The organism is Streptomyces sp. BJ20 (genome assembly GCF_022869105.1).
In the GTDB taxonomy this organism is placed as follows: domain Bacteria; phylum Actinomycetota; class Actinomycetes; order Streptomycetales; family Streptomycetaceae; genus Streptomyces; species Streptomyces griseoincarnatus.
This window is the reverse complement of the sequence record NZ_CP094918.1, coordinates 915,697-933,467: the sequence shown is the minus strand read 5'-3', so window position 1 is coordinate 933,467 and position 17,771 is coordinate 915,697. Positions and strand designations below refer to the sequence as shown.

Sequence of the window (17,771 nt, the reverse complement as noted above, 5' to 3'; positions counted from 1 at the left end):
GCCGTCGGAACTCCGTTACAGAATCGCGTGGTTGGGGCGGGAGGGGCAGAGACGGACGATGCCCCCGTCACCGCTCCCGAGGGAGGGGACGAGGGCATCGGCCGGGTGGTGTGGGTCCGTCGTGGCGGAGGGGGCGTCAGACCGCGGAGCCCGCCTTCCACTGCTCCCAGCTCATGTTCCAGCCGTTGAGGCCGTTGTCCGGGGCGATGGTCTTGTCGCCGGTGTTCTGCACGACGACGACGTCACCGACGATGGAGTTGTTGTAGAACCAGGCGCCCGGCGTGCTCGGGTCGTTGGCGCCCTTGGTGTCGGCGAGGCCCACGCAGCCGTGGCTGGTGTTGACGCTGCCGAAGATGGACTTCGCACCCCAGTAGTTGCCGTGGATGAAGGTGCCGGAGGTGCTCAGCCGCATGGCGTGGGGCACGTCCTTGATGTCGTACTCGCCCTTGCCGTCGTCGTCGGTGAAGCCGACCGTGGCGCCGTTCATCCGGGTCTCCTTGAACTTCTCGGAGATCACCATCTGGCCCTCGTACGTCTTGTTCTCGGGCGCGCCGGCGGAGATCGGGATGGTCTTGACGGTCTTGCCGTTCTGCGTGACCTTCATCTGCTTGGTCTTGGCGTCGACGTAGGAGACCTGGTTGCGCCCGATCTTGAAGGTGACCGCCTTCTGCTGGACGCCGTAGACGCCCTCGGCGCCCTCGACCCCGTCGAGGGCCAGCTTCAGCGTGACGGTGGAGCCCTCCTGCCAGTACTGCTCGGGGCGGCAGTCCATGCGGTTGGCGTTGAACCAGTGGCAGGCCACCTCCTGGCCGCTGCTGGAGGACACCTCGATGCCCTTCTGCACGGCGGCCTTGTTGGTGATGGCCTTGTCGAAGTTGATCGACACGGGCATGCCGACGCCGACCGTGGTGCCGTCGTCCGGGGTGAAGTTGCCGATGAAGCTGTTGGACGGGGAGACCGTCGTGAAGGACGCGTTCTCGTGGGCGACGAGGCCCTCGGAGTCCTTCGCGGAGGCCGACAGCTTGTAGGTGGTGGCGCGCTCGAGCTGGCCGCTGGGCTTCCAGCTCTTCTTGTCGGCCGATATCTGGCCCTCGACGGCGGTGCCGTCGGCGGTGGTCATGGTGACCTCGGTGAGCTCGCCCTTGTCGACGGTCACCGTGGCCGAGTTGTTGATGGAGGCGTTCGTCGAGCCGTCCTTGGGCGTGATCTTGATCTGCGCCTCGGAGGACTTCTTGGCCGCCGCCTCGTCGACCTGCGCCTGCGAGGTGTCCTTGCTGTCGGACCCCGCGGCGTCGTCGCCCCCGCCGGAGCACGCCGAGAGCACCAGAACTCCGCCGAGCAGAGCGGACGCGGCCGCCAGACCCCTGCGCCGCCGCTTACCGTCCGTCATCACACGCTTCTCCATCGTTGCCAGAATCCCAACCCCACGAGGCCCCTGGCGGGAGCCGAGACGCCTCGTCCACAACCTTCAACGCTACGACCGGGTGATCCGGTTCCCGAGTCCCACGCATGTGGGACTCACCACGTCCGCCGTTGCGGACCGCGGGAACGCCGGTCAGTGCGCCGATTGAGACGTGCAACCCCGGGACGTCGGTTGCCCCCCGGGGTCAACTTTTCCCCAAGTCGCCTCAGCCGGCGCGAAACCCGCCGCCTGGGACGCGTCGTGGTGGGACTCTTCGTCGTCGGACTCGTCTTCGCAGTCCTCGTCGAACCGGTCGCCATCCTCGTCGCCCTTTCCCCCTTCACGCGAGTACGGGTCGTGATCCAACCGTCCACCGCCTCACACCCTCCACCCCGGCCGACCCCCCGGAACCCCCGCCGACCAGTACGAACGGATACGTAAGAGAGCACGGGGATTCTTACTGTGGCCTCGGTCACAAGCCTTTGTGCGCAAGCTCGTTCACCACCTGCGCATCCTCCCCTTGGGGCGAAACCGGGCAATTCCCCACACACCTCGCGGACTCACCGCCGGAGCGCACAGAGAAGGGCTCCCGTGACTTTCCTGTGACCCGCGCGGTTCACTACCATCAGCCCACACGGCCAATTCGCCAGCGCCACAAGGGGATCGATATTCCGTGTCATCCGCGCTCCGTCCGTTGCTGACCGCCACCGCCGCGGGCACCCTGCTGTGCGCCCTGTGGTTCGTCCCGTCCGCGAACGCGACCTCGGACGCCCCGGCCAGGACCTCGCCGTCCGCGAGCCCGTCCCCGCAGGTCACCGAGCAGGCGAGAAGCGTGTCGAGCGCGACGACGGCCAACCTGGAGAGCACCGGCCAGGAGGTCCGCCTCGCGGACACCGGCAGCTTCGACAGCACCCCGTACATCGTCGGCGGCACGGCCTGTCTGGCCCTCGGCGCCGGCTTCGTCGTCTATTCGGTCCGCCGGGAGCGCCTGGAGTTCTGAGCGCCCCCTCCCCACGGCGTACCGGGGCCCCGCGGAGTCGTCCGCGGGGCCCCGGCCGTTTCACCTCAGAGGCCCTGTGACCCGCTCCACGGCCTCGACCAGCCGCCCGTCGCGCACGAAGGTCTCCGCGGCGGCGAGGTCGGGCGCCAGGTACCGGTCGGGGCCGGGACCGCCCACACCGGCCTCCCGCAGCGCCTTCAGCACCGCCCGCGTCGCCGGGGCGGGCGTGAGGCCCTCGCGCAGTTCCACGGCCCGTGCGGCGGCGTACAGCTCCACGGCGACGACCCTGGTCAGGCCGTCGACGGCGGTGCGCAGCTTGCGTGCCGCGGACCAGCCCATGGAGACGTGGTCCTCCTGCATCGCGGACGACGGGATGGAGTCCGCCGACGCCGGCACGGCGAGCCGCTTCAGCTCGCCGACCAGGGCGGCCTGCGTGTACTGGGCGATCATCAGCCCGGAGTCGACGCCGGCGTCGTCGGCGAGGAACGGCGGCAGTCCGTGGCTGCGGTTCTTGTCCAGCAGCCGGTCGGTACGGCGCTCCGTGACGGAGGCGAGGTCGGCGGCGGCGATGGCGAGGAAGTCCAGGACGTAGGCGACCGGAGCGCCGTGGAAGTTGCCGTTGGACTCGACGCGCCCGTCAGCCAGAACCACCGGGTTGTCCACGGCGGCGGCGAGTTCCCGCTCGGCGACCAGCCGGGCGTGCGCGAGGGTGTCGCGTCCGGCGCCGGCGACCTGCGGGGCGCAGCGCACGGAGTAGGCGTCCTGGACCCGAGGCGCGTCGTCCTGGTGATGCCCGGTCAGACCCGAACCCTGTAGAACGGCCAGCATGTTGGCGGCGCTGGCGGCCTGACCGGGGTGCGGGCGGATGGCGTGCAGCTCGGGCGCGAGCACCTTGTCGGTGCCGAGCAGCGCCTCCAGGCTCAGCGCGGCGGTGACGTCGGCGGACCGGTAGAGGAGGTCCAGGTCGGCGAGGGCCATGACCAGCATGCCGAGCATGCCGTCGGTGCCGTTGAGGAGGGCGAGTCCTTCCTTCTCGCGCAGTTCGACGGGCCGGATCCCGTGCTTGGCCAGCAGGTCGCCGGCGGGCCGCACGCTGCCGTCGGGGCCCTCCGCCTCCCCCTCGCCCATCAGCGCGAGGGCGCAGTGCGAGAGCGGGGCGAGATCGCCGGAGCAGCCGAGGGAGCCGTACTCGTGCACCACCGGGGTGATCCCGGCGTTCAGCACGTCGGCCATGGTCCGCGCGACCTCGGGCCGGACGCCGGTGCGCCCGGAGCAGAGGGTCTTGAGCCGCAGGAACATCAGCGCGCGGACGACCTCCCGCTCCACCCGCGGCCCCATGCCGGCGGCGTGCGAGCGGACGATGTTGCGCTGGAGCTGCGCGCGCAGGTCCGGGCTGATGTGCCGGGTCGCCAGGGCGCCGAAGCCGGTGCTCACCCCGTAGACCGGGTCCGGCTTGGCGGCCAGGGCGTCCACGATCTCGCGGGACGCGGCGAGGGCGGCGACCGCCTCCTCGGACAGTTCGACGCGGGCGCCGTCGCGCGCCACGGCCAGCACGTCGGACGCGGTCACGCCCGACGTCCCCACCACCACTGTGCGCATATCCATATTCAGGAGCCTACGCAGTGAATGCCCCACTGTCACCACCGGACCCGGTCCGCGCCCCTTACCCGGGCGCGTGCCGCCCGCGGAACCGGCGCCGCTCCCCGTCGGCCTCCCGCGAGGGTTCGTCCGCGAGCCGCACCACGGGGTCGTCCGGCCCCGCCCGCCCGGCCACCACGGGGTGCGCGGCCCGTTCGGCCTTGGCCCGGTACTGCGCCGCGTCGGCCAGCCGGAACAGCCGCCGCGCCGAGTGGACGGGCCCGATCGGGTCGTCCGTGGACGCCACCCCGCACGCGACACCGTCGCCGATGCCCAGCTCCACGGCGCGCCGGCACACCTCGTCGGCCGCCTTGACCACCTCGTCGGCGGACGGTCCCACCGCCAGCAGACAGAACTCGTCCCCGCCGAGCCGCGCCGCCAGGGCGCCCGGCAGCATCGCCCCGCACAGTGACAGCACGCCCCCGAACCGCTCCAGCAGCCGGTCCCCCACGGAGTGCCCCAGGGTGTCGTTGACCCGCTTCAGCCCGTTGACGTCGCACACCACCAGGCTGACGACGGCCCCGTCACGCCGGTGAATCTCGACCGCCTCGTCCAGCCAGGCGTCCACGGCCCGCCGGTTCGCCAGCCCCGTCAGCGAGTCCGTGAAGGCCAGCCGCCGCGCCTCCTCGAGACGCTCGGTCTGCGCGATCCCCGCGGCCACCACGGCGGCCAGCACGGTCGCGAAGTCGGCGTCCGCCCGCCCGAACACGGGCTCGCCGACCGGCCGGGCCACGTACAGCTCGCCCCAGGCCCGCCCGTGCAGCACGATCGGCGCGACCACGCAGCAGCCGCGCCCGCGCCGCCGCAGCGCCGCCACCCGCTGGTGGCAGTACCCGGCGCGCCCCTCCTCGGGGCCCTGCGCGGTCTCCACCCAGGCGTCGGGCTCGCCTCCGCCGGCCCACTGCTCGTGCAGGAACTCGGTGATCTCGGCGAACTGGTGCACCGGGTACGACTCGTCCTCGGGGAACTCCTCCTCCCCCTCGGCGAGCTCCCCGACGTTCACCAGCACCCGCAGCCGTCCGAGCTCCCGCTCCCACACCGACAGCGCGGCGAAGCTCCCGCCCAGGGCCCGGCGGGCCCCGCCGGCGGCGGCCCGCCATGCCTCCCGCGAACTGTGCGCGGCGGCCATGCCCTGAGCCAGCGCCACCACGGCCGCCAGGCGGCTCTCCTCACCCATTCCCCCAGATTAGGGAGATTTTCCGCTTATCGAGACATCGAGGGCGACGGGGGAGTCACTCCCCCGGCCACTCCGGCCGCCGCCTCTCGTTGAAAGCGGCGACCCCTTCCGCCCGGTCCCCGGAGAACGCCACCGACCGCCAGGCCGCGTCCTCGACCTCGAGACCGGCCGGCAGGTCGAGCCCGTGCCCCAGCCGCAGCGCCCGTTTGGCGGCCCGCAGCCCCACGGGCGAGTTGCCGGCGATCCGCGCGGCCATGGCGAGCGCCGCCTCACGGTCCCGCCCTTCCTCCACCAACTCGTCCACGAGCCCGATCTCCCGCGCCTCCCCGGCCTCGACCCGCCGCGCGGTGAAGATCAGCTCGGCCGCCCGCGCCGACCCGACCCGGCGGGGCAGCAGCTGCGTACCGCCCCCGCCCGGGATGACGCCGACGGACACCTCGGGCAGCCCCATGACGGCCGTACGGTCGGCCACGATCACGTCGCACGACAAAGCAAGCTCGCACCCACCGCCCAGGGCGAACCCGTGCACGGCGGCAACGGCAGGCACCGGCAGTTGCAGCACCCCGGTGTAGGCGGCCCGCGCCACAGGCCGCTGCCGCACAAGATCAGCGTCGCTGAACGAGTTCCGCTCCTTCAGGTCGGCCCCCACACAGAACGCCCGCTCGTGCGACGAGGCCAGCACCACCGCCCGTACGTCACGGTCCTCGCCCAGCGCCGCGCAGGCCCTGGCGATCGAACGGGCCATCTCGGTCGACACCGCGTTCATGGCCTTCGGCCGGTCGAGGACGAGCTCCGCGACATGCCCCCGCTCGTGCCGCCGCACCAGCACGAACTCCCCGAACCGTTCCTCACTCATGACACCCTCCGGTTAACGCGGGTTAACTTGGCTCGCCCCGATCATGGCAGCCGCGAGCCACAGAGGAAAAGGGTCCACCCGTTCGAGTGACATACGACCGACTCGCCTGAGCCGCACCGCCCCCGCCGCATACCGTGCGCACACCGCGCGCGCCGGGGGCGCGCGCAGGGGGGAGCCAGACGATGACACCGGACGAGACACGCGCCGTCCCCCGAGGACGCCACCGCAAACCCCGCCACCGCCGCGCCCTCCTGGCCGCGGGCGCCCTGACCCTGACGGCGGGCGCGGCGACGCTCATCCACCTGTCGACGCCGGACGCCCCGCCGAGGGACACGACGGCGGTCTCGCTCCCCTCTCCGGAGGAGAGCGGCGCCGCCACCGCACCGAGCGAAGAAACCAATCCCCCAGGGGGCACGACACGCCCGCCCGCGCCCCACCCGAGCCCGACGTCACCGAGGGCGCAGGGAGGAAAGGCACAGGCTCCGCTCACTCAGCAGCCGCCCGCACCACCGCAGCCGTCCACGGCGCCACCGAGCCCGCACGCGGCGACACCCCCGCCACCCCGGACGTCACCGACGCCCGAGCCCCCACCGGAGCAGAAGCCGACACCGTCACCGCCGGCAACGACACCCGCACCCCCGCCCCCGCCACCCGACGACGAGGACGACGACGATGACCGCGGCCTCTGCCTCCCGCTGCTGAACATCTGCCTGGGCGGCTGAGAACCGCGCCGACGGTCAGTCGGAGGACGCCTCCGGGGGAGTCCTCCGGGTGAGCAGCCAGGGCTCGACCACGCCGAGACCACGGACGGGCCGCTGCCACATCGGCTGGAGGGCGAACCGGTACGTGGGCGGCTCCTCGCCCTCCTTCTCCGCCGCGGCCGCAGCCTCGGCGGCGGCCGCCTCACTGGCCGGCGCGTCACCGGTGCGGATCAGCTCATGGGCGAAGTCGGCGTCGACAAGAACGGCGTCGCGGGGGGCTATGGAGGTCAGCCGGGAGGCGAGGTTGACGGTGGTGCCGAAGACATCGCCCATCCGGGTGGTGACGGTGCCGAAGGCCATGCCGACGCGCAGCTCCGGCATGGTCTCGTCGTTCGCCATGGTCTCTATCAACCGCAGGGCGATCTCCGCGGCGGTCCCGGCGTCGTCGGCGGCGTACAGCACCTCGTCGCCGAGGGTCTTGATGAGCCGCCCGCCGCGCGCAGCGACCAGATCGGCGGCCGTCGTCTCGAAGGCCTCGACCAGCTCGCCGAGCTCCTCCTCCTCCATCCGCCGGGTGAGGCGGGTGAAGCCCACGAGGTCGGCGAAGGCGACGGCGAGCCGCCGGTCGACCATCTCCTCGTCGTCGGCCTCCTGCACGACACGCCCGGCCGAGGCGGCGAGCTGCCGCCGCCACACGTAGACCAGGAACTCCTCCAGCTCGGGCAGGAGCAGCTCGACGATCGGATACGTGACCTCGGTGCGGGTCATACCGGGCTCGGGCGGCTCCGTGAGCCCTTCCAGGAACGAGTCGATCTGCCATTCGGCCAAACGCGCGGTGGTCTGACCGGTGGACCGGGCGACCTGGACGGCCATGGCCTCGCTCAGCAGGCCGGCCTCCACCAGACCCGCGAGGCGGCGCAGGGCGAGGACGTCCGCCTCCGTCAGGGCCTTCGCCTGACCCACGTCGGCGAAGCCCATGGCACGCCAGAAGCGGGTGGCGAGCTCCATCGTGACGCCGGCGCTGCGGGCCGCCTGGAACGGCGTGTACCGGCGCTCGGCGCCCAGAATGAGCTGCTCGAGGCGCAGAGCAAGCGGATCCTCGCCGTCGCCCTGCGCGTCCGCACCGGAACCCGAGTCGTCGACGCTCACGCGTTGCTGCCCTTCCGATCTGTCACGGCCATGTCTCGACCGGGCTCAACTCTACGGCAGGTGTGCGGTAGCTCACTCCGTCAGGTTGGGCCGTGGGTGAGGTGTGGGGGGGCGTGCCTCCACCTACGCGCCGGGGGTGCGTTTTCAGCCACGGTCGTGTGGCGGGGGTGGGCGTTGCACACCCGGCGCGGGTCTGTGCGGGGGTGTTGCACACCCCGTGTGCTGCGTAGGTACGCGGCACGGGTGCGGGCCGGTGGGAGTCGGCGCACCTGGCGCCAGCAGGGTGCCGCCGCGCCCACCCTCCCCCACTCTCGGCTTCTCCCCCACTCTCGACTCCGCTCGAGCGGGGAGACCCCCATGAGCGGGAGGTACCCCCATCGCCCTGGGGGCACCTCCCAGGCCCTTGAGGCACTGGCGGAGGCACGACTGCACGCAGTTGGCGACACTCGCGAACGCCACCGCGCGCCCGGGGGCGGCGAATGGCGGCATCCGCCACCGGTGTCGGTGCAGCCGCCCACGGCGGGGAGGGGACGGGGTGGGGGTGGGCGCCCGCAGCGGCTGGCGCGTCCACGCCCCGAACCTCTCCAGCACGCACTCTCGCGCCAGACCGAGGACGACCGCCCCCACCGCGGCCCCGCACCACCCACCCGCCGTAGGCGCTACATCAACCCCCACCGCACAGAACCCTGCGCCGCAGGCACACGACCTCAACCCCCACCGCTCCGCAGGCGTCAACCCGCAGCCCTCACCGCACCACACCCCCACGCCGCAGGCGTCAAACCCAAGTCCTCACCGCACCACCCACCCACCGCAGGCGCCACGCCCGCCCCCACCGGCCGCCCCCGGCGTCCCCTCACCCCGCCGCCCGCAAGTGCACGATGTCCCCCGCCCCCACCGGCTCCTGCACCCCCGCCTCCGTAGCCAGCACCAACCGCCCGTCGCCGTCCACCGCGACCGCCTCCCCCACCAGCGCCCGATCCCCCGGCAGCTCCGCCCGCACAACCCGCCCCAGCGTCGCGCACCCCGCCGCGTACGCCTCCTGCAGCCCACATGCCCCGGCGTCCCCGCCGGCCGCCCGCCACCGCCCGTACCAGTCCTCCAGCCCCCGCAGCACCGCCCGCAGCAGCGGATCCCGGTCCGTGCTCACGGCCCCCGCCAGCCCCAGCGACCCCGCCGTGGGCACGGGCAGTTCCTCGGCCCGCAGGCTGACATTCACGCCGACCCCCACCACCACACCCCCGTCCCCGGCGGCCTCCGCCAGGATCCCCCCGGCCTTCCGCTCCTCTCCCCTCACCGTCACCAGGACATCGTTCGGCCACTTCAACGCCGTATCCACACCCCCGGCCCGAGCCAGCCCCGTAGCCACGGCGACCCCCGTCAGCAGCGGCAGCCACCCCCACCGCTCCATCGGCACACCGGCATCCCCGGGCCGCAGCGACACGGAGAAGAACAGCCCCGACCGAGCCGGAGCCACCCACTTCCGGTCCAGCCGCCCCCGCGCGGCGCTCTGCTCCTCGGCGACGAGGACAACCCCCTCCCCCAAGCCGCGGCCGCCCCCCGCCGCCCGCGCCACAAGGTCGGAGTTCGTGGACCCGGTCCGCTGCACCACGTCCAGCTCCCGCCACAAACCCCCCTCCCGCACCAGAGCCCGCCGCAACGCGGCGGCGTTCAACGGGGGCCGGTCAAGGTCGGACCACCGGCTACGACGGGGCTCAGGGGATCCGGAGTCATCTCGGGGTGTCATGCAACCCACACTAGGTGTGGGAAACACCGCACTGCCGAACACACAGCCCCCCACTACGCTACGGATGAGTAACCGTCCCCCCTTTTGAGCAGGCAGGGAGCCGCATCCCGATGTCCGAGCCGGAAGAGCAGCAGCCTGACATCCACACCACCGCGGGCAAGCTCGCGGATCTCCAGCGTCGTATCGAAGAGGCGACGCACGCCGGCTCCGCACGTGCCGTCGAAAAGCAGCACGCCAAGGGCAAGCTGACGGCCCGTGAGCGGATCGACCTCCTGCTCGACGAGGGCTCCTTCGTCGAACTGGACGAGTTCGCCCGGCACCGTTCCACCAACTTCGGCCTCGACGCCAACCGCCCGTACGGCGACGGCGTCGTCACCGGCTACGGCACGGTCGACGGCCGTCCGGTCGCCGTCTTCTCGCAGGATTTCACCGTCTTCGGCGGCGCCCTGGGCGAGGTCTACGGCCAGAAGATCGTCAAGGTGATGGACTTCGCCCTCAAGACGGGCTGTCCCGTCATCGGCATCAACGACTCCGGCGGCGCCCGTATCCAGGAGGGCGTGGCCTCCCTCGGCGCGTACGGGGAGATCTTCCGCCGCAACACCCACGCCTCGGGCGTGATCCCGCAGATCAGCCTGGTCGTCGGCCCCTGCGCCGGCGGCGCGGTCTACTCTCCCGCGATCACCGACTTCACGATCATGGTCGACCAGACCAGCCATATGTTCATCACCGGCCCGGACGTCATCAAGACGGTCACCGGCGAGGACGTCGGCTTCGAGGAACTGGGCGGCGCCCGCACCCACAACTCGACCTCCGGCGTCGCGCACCACATGGCGGGCGACGAGAAGGACGCGATCGAGTACGTCAAGCAGCTCCTCTCCTACCTGCCCTCCAACAACCTCTCCGAGCCGCCCGCCTTCCCCGAGGAGGCGGACCTGACGATCACCGACGAGGACCGCGAACTCGACGCGATCGTGCCGGACTCGGCGAACCAGCCGTACGACATGCACACGGTCATCGAGCACGTCCTCGACGACGCGGAGTTCTTCGAGACGCAGCCCCTGTTCGCGCCGAACATCCTCACGGGGTACGGCCGCGTCGAGGGCCGTCCCGTCGGCATCGTGGCGAACCAGCCGATGCAGTTCGCCGGCTGCCTGGACATCACCGCGTCGGAGAAGGCGGCCCGCTTCGTGCGGACCTGCGACGCCTTCAACATCCCGGTGCTGACCTTCGTCGACGTCCCCGGCTTCCTGCCCGGTGTGGACCAGGAGCACGACGGCATCATCCGCCGCGGCGCGAAGCTGATCTACGCCTACGCGGAGGCCACGGTCCCCCTGATCACCGTCATCACCCGCAAGGCGTTCGGCGGCGCGTACGACGTCATGGGCTCCAAGCACCTGGGCGCCGACCTCAACCTGGCCTGGCCGGCGGCGCAGATCGCGGTGATGGGCGCGCAGGGCGCCGTCAACATCCTGCACCGCCGCACCATCGCCGAGTCGGACGACGCCGAGGCGACCCGCGCCCGGCTGATGCAGGAGTACGAGGACGCCCTCCTCAACCCCTACGTCGCCGCCGAGCGGGGTTATGTCGACGCGGTGATCATGCCGTCCGACACCCGCCGCCACGTCGTCCGCGGTCTGCGTCAGCTGCGGACCAAGCGCGAGAGCCTGCCCCCGAAGAAGCACGGCAACATCCCCCTGTAAGGAGCCGCTGTGACGATCAAGGTCGTACGGGGCAACCCGACCCCGGAGGAGCTGGCCGCCGCACTGGCGGTGGTCCGGGCGCGCGCCGCGGCGGCGGCCGCCCTGCCGTCCGACGCGCCCACGATCCCCGACGCATGGTCCGACCCGTCCCGCATCGCCGCGCGCCGCGTGCCCCAGCCGGGCCCGGCGTCGTGGTCACGGACGTACTGGCCGGGCGGCTGACACCACACCACGTCCCGGACGGGCCGTACGCACCGCGTACGGCCCGTCCGGGCGTGTCCGGCGTCTGTCACCAAGTTGAGTACGCGTACTCAGGCGCCCCCCGCCGGCTCCGCCGCACGCTGGAGGAATGCTGTGGTCCGACCCCGAGAACAAGCCGCCGAAGGAACTGCGTGACACGCAGGAGATGCTGCGGCGGCTGGGCGTTCTCATGGCACTGGCCATGGTCCTGGCGATGCTGGTGATCGGCGTGAGGTGAGACGCGCCGCCCACCCCTGCGCGAGACTCCGTGACGCGGGATGAGGCGTCCGGGCGACGCCGATACGCTGACCGTATGACAGATCAGCCGCGTCGCCGCCTCGTTCTCGCCTCCCAGTCCCCCGCCCGGCTCGGGCTGCTCCGCCAGGCCGGGCTGACGCCCGAGGTGATCGTCAGCGGCGTCGACGAGGACGCCGTCTCCGCCCCCACCCCCGCCGATCTGGCGCTGGCCCTGGCCGAGGCGAAGGCGTCCGTGGTCGCGGCGAGGCCCGAGGTGAAGGGCGCGCTGGTGATCGGCTGCGACTCGGTGCTGGAGCTGGACGGCCAGGCCCTCGGCAAGCCGAAGGACGCCGAGGAGGCCACCGCGCGCTGGAAGGCGATGCGGGGCCGCGCGGGCACGCTCCAGACCGGCCACTGCGTCTACGACACCCTCAGCGGCCGTTACGCCTCCGCCACCGCCTCCACGGTGGTCCGTTTCGGTGAACCCTCGGACGAGGAGATCGCGGCCTACGTGGCCTCGGGCGAGCCGCTGCACGTGGCGGGGGCGTTCACCCTGGACGGCCGCTCGGCGCCGTTCATCGACGGCATCGACGGCGACCACGGCAACGTGATCGGCATCAGCCTGCCGCTCGTGCGGCGCCTGCTGGCCGAACTGGGCGTCGGCATCACGGAGCTGTGGGCGCCGCGGGAGGACTGACGGGCGTTCCGGCGTCGACGGGCTCGTCGGGCTCCCCCGGCCGCCCGTCGTACGTCATCAGGAGCAGCACGATGAGCGTGAGGACGACGACCATGAAGAGGAACGCCGTCCACCCGATCAGGCCCCACGCGAAGGCGCCGAGCAGCGCGTGCACCACGGCCGCGCTGATCAGCAGCACCTTGCCGAAGCCGGCCGGGGCCCGGTCGCGCAGGGCGACCAGCAGGGACACCACGCCGCACAGGCCGAAGTAGAGCCCGAAGACCACTCCGCCGGCCTTCGACGACACCGACATCACGTCCGGGTCGAGGCCGGCCAGCGACATGTCCTGCCGGTCGACGACGACACCCAGGAACCAGTTCACCCCCAGCACGCCCAGCGCCTCGGCGAACAGCACGAGCGCGACGATCCACGCCACCGGTCTGCGGACCACCGGCCCCCACCCACTTCCGAACACGACTGTGGTTACCCCGAGTACGTTCGGGACGACGCGAAGGCTACTAACCGGTAAACCTCGGGACAAGGGGCGTGCGGCGGGCAAAGAATCATTGGGCCATTCGTAGGGACTCCACAAAGAAACGAAGTGGGCCGCAGCACGCTCTCACAGAGACCTTGACCACACGACGGGGCTAGGGTTTCCGGGAGGAGCCCTGCGTACCGAGGTGCGACAAGGGCTTTCGCGGGTCGAGCGAGCCTCGCATCACGCTCCGTGTGGGCAAGCTCACCACTGGGGACGGGTCGAAGTGCCGTGTCGGCAGTCCCTAAACTCGGCTTGTTTCAAGGAGGGAGCCTCAATCGTGCGCAAGGTGCTCATCGCCAACCGTGGCGAAATCGCTGTCCGCGTTGCCCGGGCCTGCCGGGATGCCGGAATCGCGAGCGTTGCCGTCTACGCCGACCCGGACCGGGACGCTCTGCATGTCCGCGCAGCGGATGAGGCGTTCGCCCTGGGCGGTGACACTCCGGCCACCAGCTACCTCGACATGGACAAGGTGCTGAAGGCCGCGCGGGAGTCGGGGGCCGACGCGATCCACCCCGGTTACGGCTTCCTCTCGGAGAACGCCGAGTTCGCCCAGGCCGTGCTGGACGCGGGCCTGATCTGGATCGGCCCGCCCCCGCAGGCCATCCGCGACCTCGGTGACAAGGTCGCCGCCCGGCACATCGCCCAGCGCGCCGGCGCCCCGCTGGTGGCCGGCACGCCCGACCCGGTGTCCGGCGCGGACGAGGTCGTCGCGTTCGCCGAGGAGCACGGCCTGCCGATCGCCATCAAGGCCGCCTTCGGCGGCGGCGGGCGCGGCCTGAAGGTCGCCCGGACCCTCGAAGAGGTCCCCGAGCTGTACGACTCCGCCGTGCGCGAGGCGGTCGCCGCCTTCGGCCGCGGCGAGTGCTTCGTCGAGCGCTACCTGGACAAGCCGCGCCACGTGGAGACCCAGTGCCTGGCCGACAGCCACGGCAACGTGGTCGTGGTCTCCACCCGTGACTGCTCCCTCCAGCGCCGCCACCAGAAGCTGGTCGAGGAGGCCCCAGCGCCGTTCCTGTCGAAGGAGCAGAACGCCGAGCTGTACCGCGCCTCCAAGGCCATCCTGAAGGAGGCCGGCTACGTCGGCGCGGGCACCGTGGAGTTCCTCGTCGGCAACGACGGCACGATCTCCTTCCTCGAGGTCAACACCCGCCTCCAGGTGGAGCACCCGGTGACCGAGGAGGTCTCCGGCATCGACCTGGTGCGCGAGATGTTCCGCATCGCCGACGGCGAGGAGCTCGGCTACGACGACCCGCCGCTGCGTGGTCACTCCTTCGAGTTCCGCATCAACGGCGAGGACCCGGGCCGTAACTTCCTGCCCGCGCCCGGCACCGTCAGCACGTTCGCCCCGCCGTCCGGCCCGGGTGTGCGTCTGGACGCGGGCGTGGAGTCCGGCAGTGTGATCGGCCCGGCGTGGGACTCCCTGCTGGCGAAGCTGATCGTCACCGGCGCCACCCGCGAGCAGGCCCTGCAGCGCGCCTCGCGCGCCCTTGAGGAGTTCACGGTGGAGGGCATGGCCACGGCCATCCCGTTCCACCGCGCGGTGGTCAAGGACCCGGCGTTCGCCCCCGAACTGACCGGCTCCACCGAGCCCTTCACGATCCACACCCGCTGGATCGAGACCGAGTTCGTCAACGACCTGAAGCCCTTCGCCTCGGCCGTGGACGCGGACGCCGAGGAGGAGGCGGGCCGCGAGACGGTCGTCGTGGAGGTCGGCGGCAAGCGCCTGGAGGTCTCCCTGCCCGCTTCGCTCGGCATGAGCCTGGCGCGCACGGGTCTGGCCGCCGGCGCCAAGCCGAAGCGCCGCGCCGCCCGCAAGTCGGGCCCGGCGGCCTCCGGCGACACCCTCGCCTCCCCGATGCAGGGCACGATCGTCAAGGTCGCGGTCGAGGAGGGCCAGGAGGTCAAGGAGGGCGACCTGGTCGTCGTCCTGGAGGCGATGAAGATGGAGCAGCCCATCAACGCCCACCGCTCCGGCACCGTCAAGGGCCTGAACGCCGAGATCGGCGGCTCGGTCACGTCCGGCGCGGCGATCTGCGAGATCAAGGACTGACGCTCACGTCACGGCGCCCGGCACCCTCCCACGGGGGGCCGGGCGCTGTCGTACGTCCGCGGGCCCCTCAGCGCCGCCGCATGTCCGCCACCCTGGCGGCCCGCTCGGCGCCCTGCCCCTGGTCGGACGCCGCGCCCAGCGCGACGGCCGTGCGCAGCCCGGGGGCCTGGCGCCTCGGGCCGGGCAGCGGGACGTCACGGCGCTGCCGCCCCGACGGAGGGCCGTCACCCCCCGCGCTGCCGTTTCCCCCCGGCGCCCCCGCGACGGCGATCTGCACACCCTGGTCGGCGAGGGCCTGGAGCTCGGTCGCCGCGCGGTCGTCGTGCGCGGGCGGCTCGTCGGTGACCAGCCGGGTGATGAGGTCCGTGGGCACCGTCTGGAACATGGTGTCCGTGCCGAGCTTGGTGTGGTCGGCGAGGACCACCACCTCGGCGGCGGCCTGCACCAGCGCCCGGTCGACGGACGCCGACAGCATGTTGGACGTGGACAGCCCTCGCTCGGCGGTCAGGCCACTTCCCGAGAGGAACGCCCTGGACACCCGCAGCCCTTGCAGGGACTGCTCGGCGCCGCTGCCGACGAGGGCGTAGTTGGAGCCGCGCAGCGTGCCGCCGGTCATCACGACCTCGACCCGGTTGGCGTGGGCGAGCGCCTGGGCGACCAGCAGGGAGTTGGTGACGACCGTCAGCCCGGGCACCCGGGCGAGCCGACGGGCCAGCTCCTGCGTGGTGGTGCCCGCGCCGACCACGATGGCCTCGCCCTCCTCCACGAAGTTCGCGGCGAGGTCGGCGATGGCGGTCTTCTCGGCGGTGGCGAGGTGCGACTTCTGCGGGAAGCCGGACTCGCGTGTGAAACCGCCCGGCAGCACCGCACCACCGTGCCGGCGGTCGAGGAGTCCTTCTGCCTCCAGCGCGCGCACGTCCCGCCGTACGGTCACTTCGGAGGTCTGGACGACGCGGGCGAGCTCACGGAGCGACACGGCCCCGTTCGCTCGCACCATTTCGAGGATCAATTGGCGACGTTCTGCAGCGAACACGAAACTGACAGTAACGCCGACGACCGTCTGCTTTCAGCAGTTTGCGCTGAATAGCAGAAGTTGTTCGCACGGCCCCACGGCAAGTGGTATAGGGCCGGGTCAGGCCTCGCCGCCCGCCTTCCGCGTGTGCAGCTGCCGTGCCACCTCGGCGATCGAGCCCGACAGCGACGGATACACGGTGAAGGCGTTCGCGATCTGTTCGACGGTCAGGTTGTTGTCGACCGCGATCGAGATGGGGTGGATGAGTTCCGAGGCGCGCGGCGCCACGACGACACCGCCGACGACGATGCCGGTACCGGGGCGGCAGAAGATCTTGACGAAGCCGTCGCGGATGCCCTGCATCTTGGCGCGGGGGTTGCGCAGCAGCGGCAGCTTCACGACCCGCGCGTCGATCTTCCCGCCGTCCACGTCGGCCTGCGTGTACCCGACGGTGGCGATCTCGGGATCGGTGAAGACGTTCGACGAGACGGTCTTCAGGTTGAGCGGAGCGACCGCGTCCCCGAGGAAGTGGTACATGGCGATGCGCCCCTGCATGGCGGCCACCGAGGCCAGGGCGAACACGCCCGTGACGTCACCCGCCGCATAGACGCCCGGAGCCGTCGTCCGCGACACCTTGTCGGTCCAGATGTGCCCCGAGTCGCGCAGCCGCACCCCGGCCTCCTCCAGACCCATGCCCGCGGAGTTCGGGATGGCGCCGACCGCCATCAGACAGTGCGTACCGGTGATGACCCGCCCGTCGGCGAGCGTGACCTCGACCCGGTCACCGACCCGCTTGGCGGACTGGGCGCGCGAGCGGGCCATGACGTTCATGCCGCGCCGCCGGAAGACGTCCTCCAGCACGGCGGCGGCGTCCGGGTCCTCACCTGGCAGCACGCGGTCGCGCGAGGACACCAGCGTGACACGGGAGCCGAGTGCCTGGTAGGCGCCGGCGAACTCGGCGCCGGTGACGCCGGAACCGACCACGATGAGCTCCTCGGGGAGCTCGTCCAGGTCGTACACCTGGGTCCAGTTCAGGATCCGCTCGCCGTCGGGCTGTGCGTCGGGCAGTTCCCGGGGATGCCCACCGGTCGCGATCAGGACCGCGTCCGCCGTGAGCGTCTCCTCACTCCCGTCGGCGGCGGTCACGACGACCTTCCGCGACCCGTCGAGCCCCTGCATCCCGTCCAGCCGCCCGCGCCCGCGCATGACGCGCGCGCCGGCGCGCGTCACGGAGGCGGTGATGTCGTGCGACTGCGCGAGGGCGAGCCGCTTCACACGCCGGTTGACCTTGCCCAGGTCGACACCGACCACCCGGGCGGCCTGCTCCAGGGGCGGGGTGTCGTCGGCGACGATGATCCCCAGCTCCTCGTAGGAGGAGTCGAAGGTGGTCATCACCTCGGCCGTGGCGATCAGGGTCTTGGACGGCACGCAGTCGGTCAGCACCGACGCACCGCCCAGGCCGTCGCAGTCGACGACGGTCACCTCCGCGCCGAGCTGCGCGGCGACCAGCGCCGCTTCGTATCCGCCGGGTCCGCCACCGATGATCACGATCCGAGTCACGTACTCCATTGTCCCGCACACTTCACCGTGCGCCTGCCCGGGGGTGCATCCCCCGAGCCACGACCGTCGCGGCACCCCCTGCCGTACCCTT

15 protein-coding genes are annotated in these 17,771 nt (G+C 71.9%); 6 read left to right on the top strand and 9 right to left on the bottom strand.

The window, feature by feature from the left end:
• Positions 1–136 precede the first annotated feature (136 nt).
• Positions 137–1,390: an Ig-like domain-containing protein gene (locus MTR79_RS04415; RefSeq protein WP_086703159.1), complete on the bottom strand. Its 1,254-nt coding sequence runs from the start codon at positions 1,388–1,390 to the stop codon at positions 137–139.
• Between the two features lie 685 nt (positions 1,391–2,075).
• On the opposite strand from MTR79_RS04415, the gene MTR79_RS04410 reads away from it, so the two are divergent.
• Positions 2,076–2,402 (top strand): LAETG motif-containing sortase-dependent surface protein, encoded by a 327-nt coding sequence (locus MTR79_RS04410; RefSeq protein ID WP_189366617.1) that lies wholly within the window; start codon positions 2,076–2,078, stop codon positions 2,400–2,402.
• 60 nt (positions 2,403–2,462) lie between these two features.
• Here the strand turns inward: MTR79_RS04410 and hutH are convergent, their stop codons facing one another.
• The 5 genes from hutH to MTR79_RS04385 all read right to left on the bottom strand — a co-directional run bounded on the left by hutH (position 2,463) and on the right by MTR79_RS04385 (position 9,667).
• Positions 2,463–4,001 (bottom strand): histidine ammonia-lyase, encoded by a 1,539-nt coding sequence (hutH, locus tag MTR79_RS04405; RefSeq protein WP_244793059.1) that lies wholly within the window; start codon positions 3,999–4,001, stop codon positions 2,463–2,465.
• A 64-nt stretch (positions 4,002–4,065) separates the two neighbouring features.
• Positions 4,066–5,217, bottom strand: a complete 1,152-nt coding sequence (locus MTR79_RS04400; RefSeq protein WP_244789222.1) for a GGDEF domain-containing protein — start codon at positions 5,215–5,217, stop codon at positions 4,066–4,068.
• Between the two features lie 55 nt (positions 5,218–5,272).
• Positions 5,273–6,073, bottom strand: a complete 801-nt coding sequence (locus MTR79_RS04395; protein ID WP_244789220.1) for an enoyl-CoA hydratase-related protein — start codon at positions 6,071–6,073, stop codon at positions 5,273–5,275.
• A 737-nt stretch (positions 6,074–6,810) separates the two neighbouring features.
• On the bottom strand, positions 6,811–7,923 hold the full coding sequence (locus tag MTR79_RS04390; RefSeq protein ID WP_048455931.1) for an adenylate/guanylate cyclase domain-containing protein: 1,113 nt from the start codon (positions 7,921–7,923) through the stop codon (positions 6,811–6,813).
• Positions 7,924–8,776: 853 nt separating this feature from the next.
• Positions 8,777–9,667 (bottom strand): biotin--[acetyl-CoA-carboxylase] ligase, encoded by an 891-nt coding sequence (locus tag MTR79_RS04385; RefSeq protein WP_114874635.1) that lies wholly within the window; start codon positions 9,665–9,667, stop codon positions 8,777–8,779.
• 110 nt (positions 9,668–9,777) lie between these two features.
• Between MTR79_RS04385 and MTR79_RS04380 the strand changes: the two genes are divergently transcribed.
• The 4 genes from MTR79_RS04380 to MTR79_RS04370 all read left to right on the top strand — a co-directional run bounded on the left by MTR79_RS04380 (position 9,778) and on the right by MTR79_RS04370 (position 12,541).
• Positions 9,778–11,367, top strand: coding sequence for an acyl-CoA carboxylase subunit beta (locus tag MTR79_RS04380; RefSeq protein WP_244789218.1), 1,590 nt, complete (start codon positions 9,778–9,780; stop codon positions 11,365–11,367).
• Positions 11,368–11,376: 9 nt separating this feature from the next.
• The gene (locus MTR79_RS04375; RefSeq protein WP_086703398.1) at positions 11,377–11,589 is read left to right on the top strand and encodes an acyl-CoA carboxylase epsilon subunit; all 213 of its coding nucleotides are present in this window, start codon (positions 11,377–11,379) and stop codon (positions 11,587–11,589) included.
• 127 nt (positions 11,590–11,716) lie between these two features.
• Positions 11,717–11,845, top strand: a complete 129-nt coding sequence (locus tag MTR79_RS33555) for a hypothetical protein (protein ID WP_086703397.1) — start codon at positions 11,717–11,719, stop codon at positions 11,843–11,845.
• A 75-nt stretch (positions 11,846–11,920) separates the two neighbouring features.
• Positions 11,921–12,541 (top strand): nucleoside triphosphate pyrophosphatase, encoded by a 621-nt coding sequence (locus MTR79_RS04370; RefSeq protein WP_086703395.1) that lies wholly within the window; start codon positions 11,921–11,923, stop codon positions 12,539–12,541.
• Here MTR79_RS04370 and MTR79_RS04365 read toward each other — a convergent pair.
• On the bottom strand, positions 12,510–12,971 hold the full coding sequence (locus MTR79_RS04365) for a hypothetical protein (protein ID WP_086703394.1): 462 nt from the start codon (positions 12,969–12,971) through the stop codon (positions 12,510–12,512). The genes MTR79_RS04370 and MTR79_RS04365 overlap by 32 nt on opposite strands.
• 364 nt (positions 12,972–13,335) lie before the next feature.
• On the opposite strand from MTR79_RS04365, the gene MTR79_RS04360 reads away from it, so the two are divergent.
• Entirely contained in the window at positions 13,336–15,108 is a 1,773-nt protein-coding gene (locus MTR79_RS04360; protein ID WP_086703392.1) for a biotin carboxylase N-terminal domain-containing protein, read from the top strand.
• Between the two features lie 67 nt (positions 15,109–15,175).
• Here MTR79_RS04360 and MTR79_RS04355 read toward each other — a convergent pair whose 3' ends face one another.
• Complete coding sequence (locus MTR79_RS04355) at positions 15,176–16,117, bottom strand: DeoR/GlpR family DNA-binding transcription regulator (RefSeq protein WP_225252509.1); 942 nt, start codon at positions 16,115–16,117, stop codon at positions 15,176–15,178.
• A 123-nt stretch (positions 16,118–16,240) separates the two neighbouring features.
• Entirely contained in the window at positions 16,241–17,689 is a 1,449-nt protein-coding gene (locus MTR79_RS04350) for an NAD(P)H-quinone dehydrogenase (RefSeq protein ID WP_048455939.1), read from the bottom strand.
• Between the last annotated feature and the right edge of the window lie 82 nt (positions 17,690–17,771).

What these genes read in the sequence shown, in the direction of transcription:
- MTR79_RS04400 (WP_244789222.1), bottom strand. Translation starts at nt 5,217, where the DNA reads ATGGGTGAGGAGAGCCGCCTGGCGGCCGTGGTGGCGCTGGCTCAGGGC.
- MTR79_RS04370 (WP_086703395.1), top strand. Translation starts at nt 11,921, where the DNA reads ATGACAGATCAGCCGCGTCGCCGCCTCGTTCTCGCCTCCCAGTCCCCC.
- MTR79_RS04415 (WP_086703159.1), bottom strand. Translation starts at nt 1,390, where the DNA reads ATGACGGACGGTAAGCGGCGGCGCAGGGGTCTGGCGGCCGCGTCCGCT.
- MTR79_RS04395 (WP_244789220.1), bottom strand. Translation starts at nt 6,073, where the DNA reads ATGAGTGAGGAACGGTTCGGGGAGTTCGTGCTGGTGCGGCGGCACGAG.
- MTR79_RS04380 (WP_244789218.1), top strand. Translation starts at nt 9,778, where the DNA reads ATGTCCGAGCCGGAAGAGCAGCAGCCTGACATCCACACCACCGCGGGC.
- MTR79_RS33555 (WP_086703397.1), top strand. Translation starts at nt 11,717, where the DNA reads ATGCTGTGGTCCGACCCCGAGAACAAGCCGCCGAAGGAACTGCGTGAC.
- MTR79_RS04385 (WP_114874635.1), bottom strand. Translation starts at nt 9,667, where the DNA reads ATGACACCCCGAGATGACTCCGGATCCCCTGAGCCCCGTCGTAGCCGG.
- hutH (WP_244793059.1), bottom strand. Translation starts at nt 4,001, where the DNA reads ATGCGCACAGTGGTGGTGGGGACGTCGGGCGTGACCGCGTCCGACGTG.
- MTR79_RS04350 (WP_048455939.1), bottom strand. Translation starts at nt 17,689, where the DNA reads ATGGAGTACGTGACTCGGATCGTGATCATCGGTGGCGGACCCGGCGGA.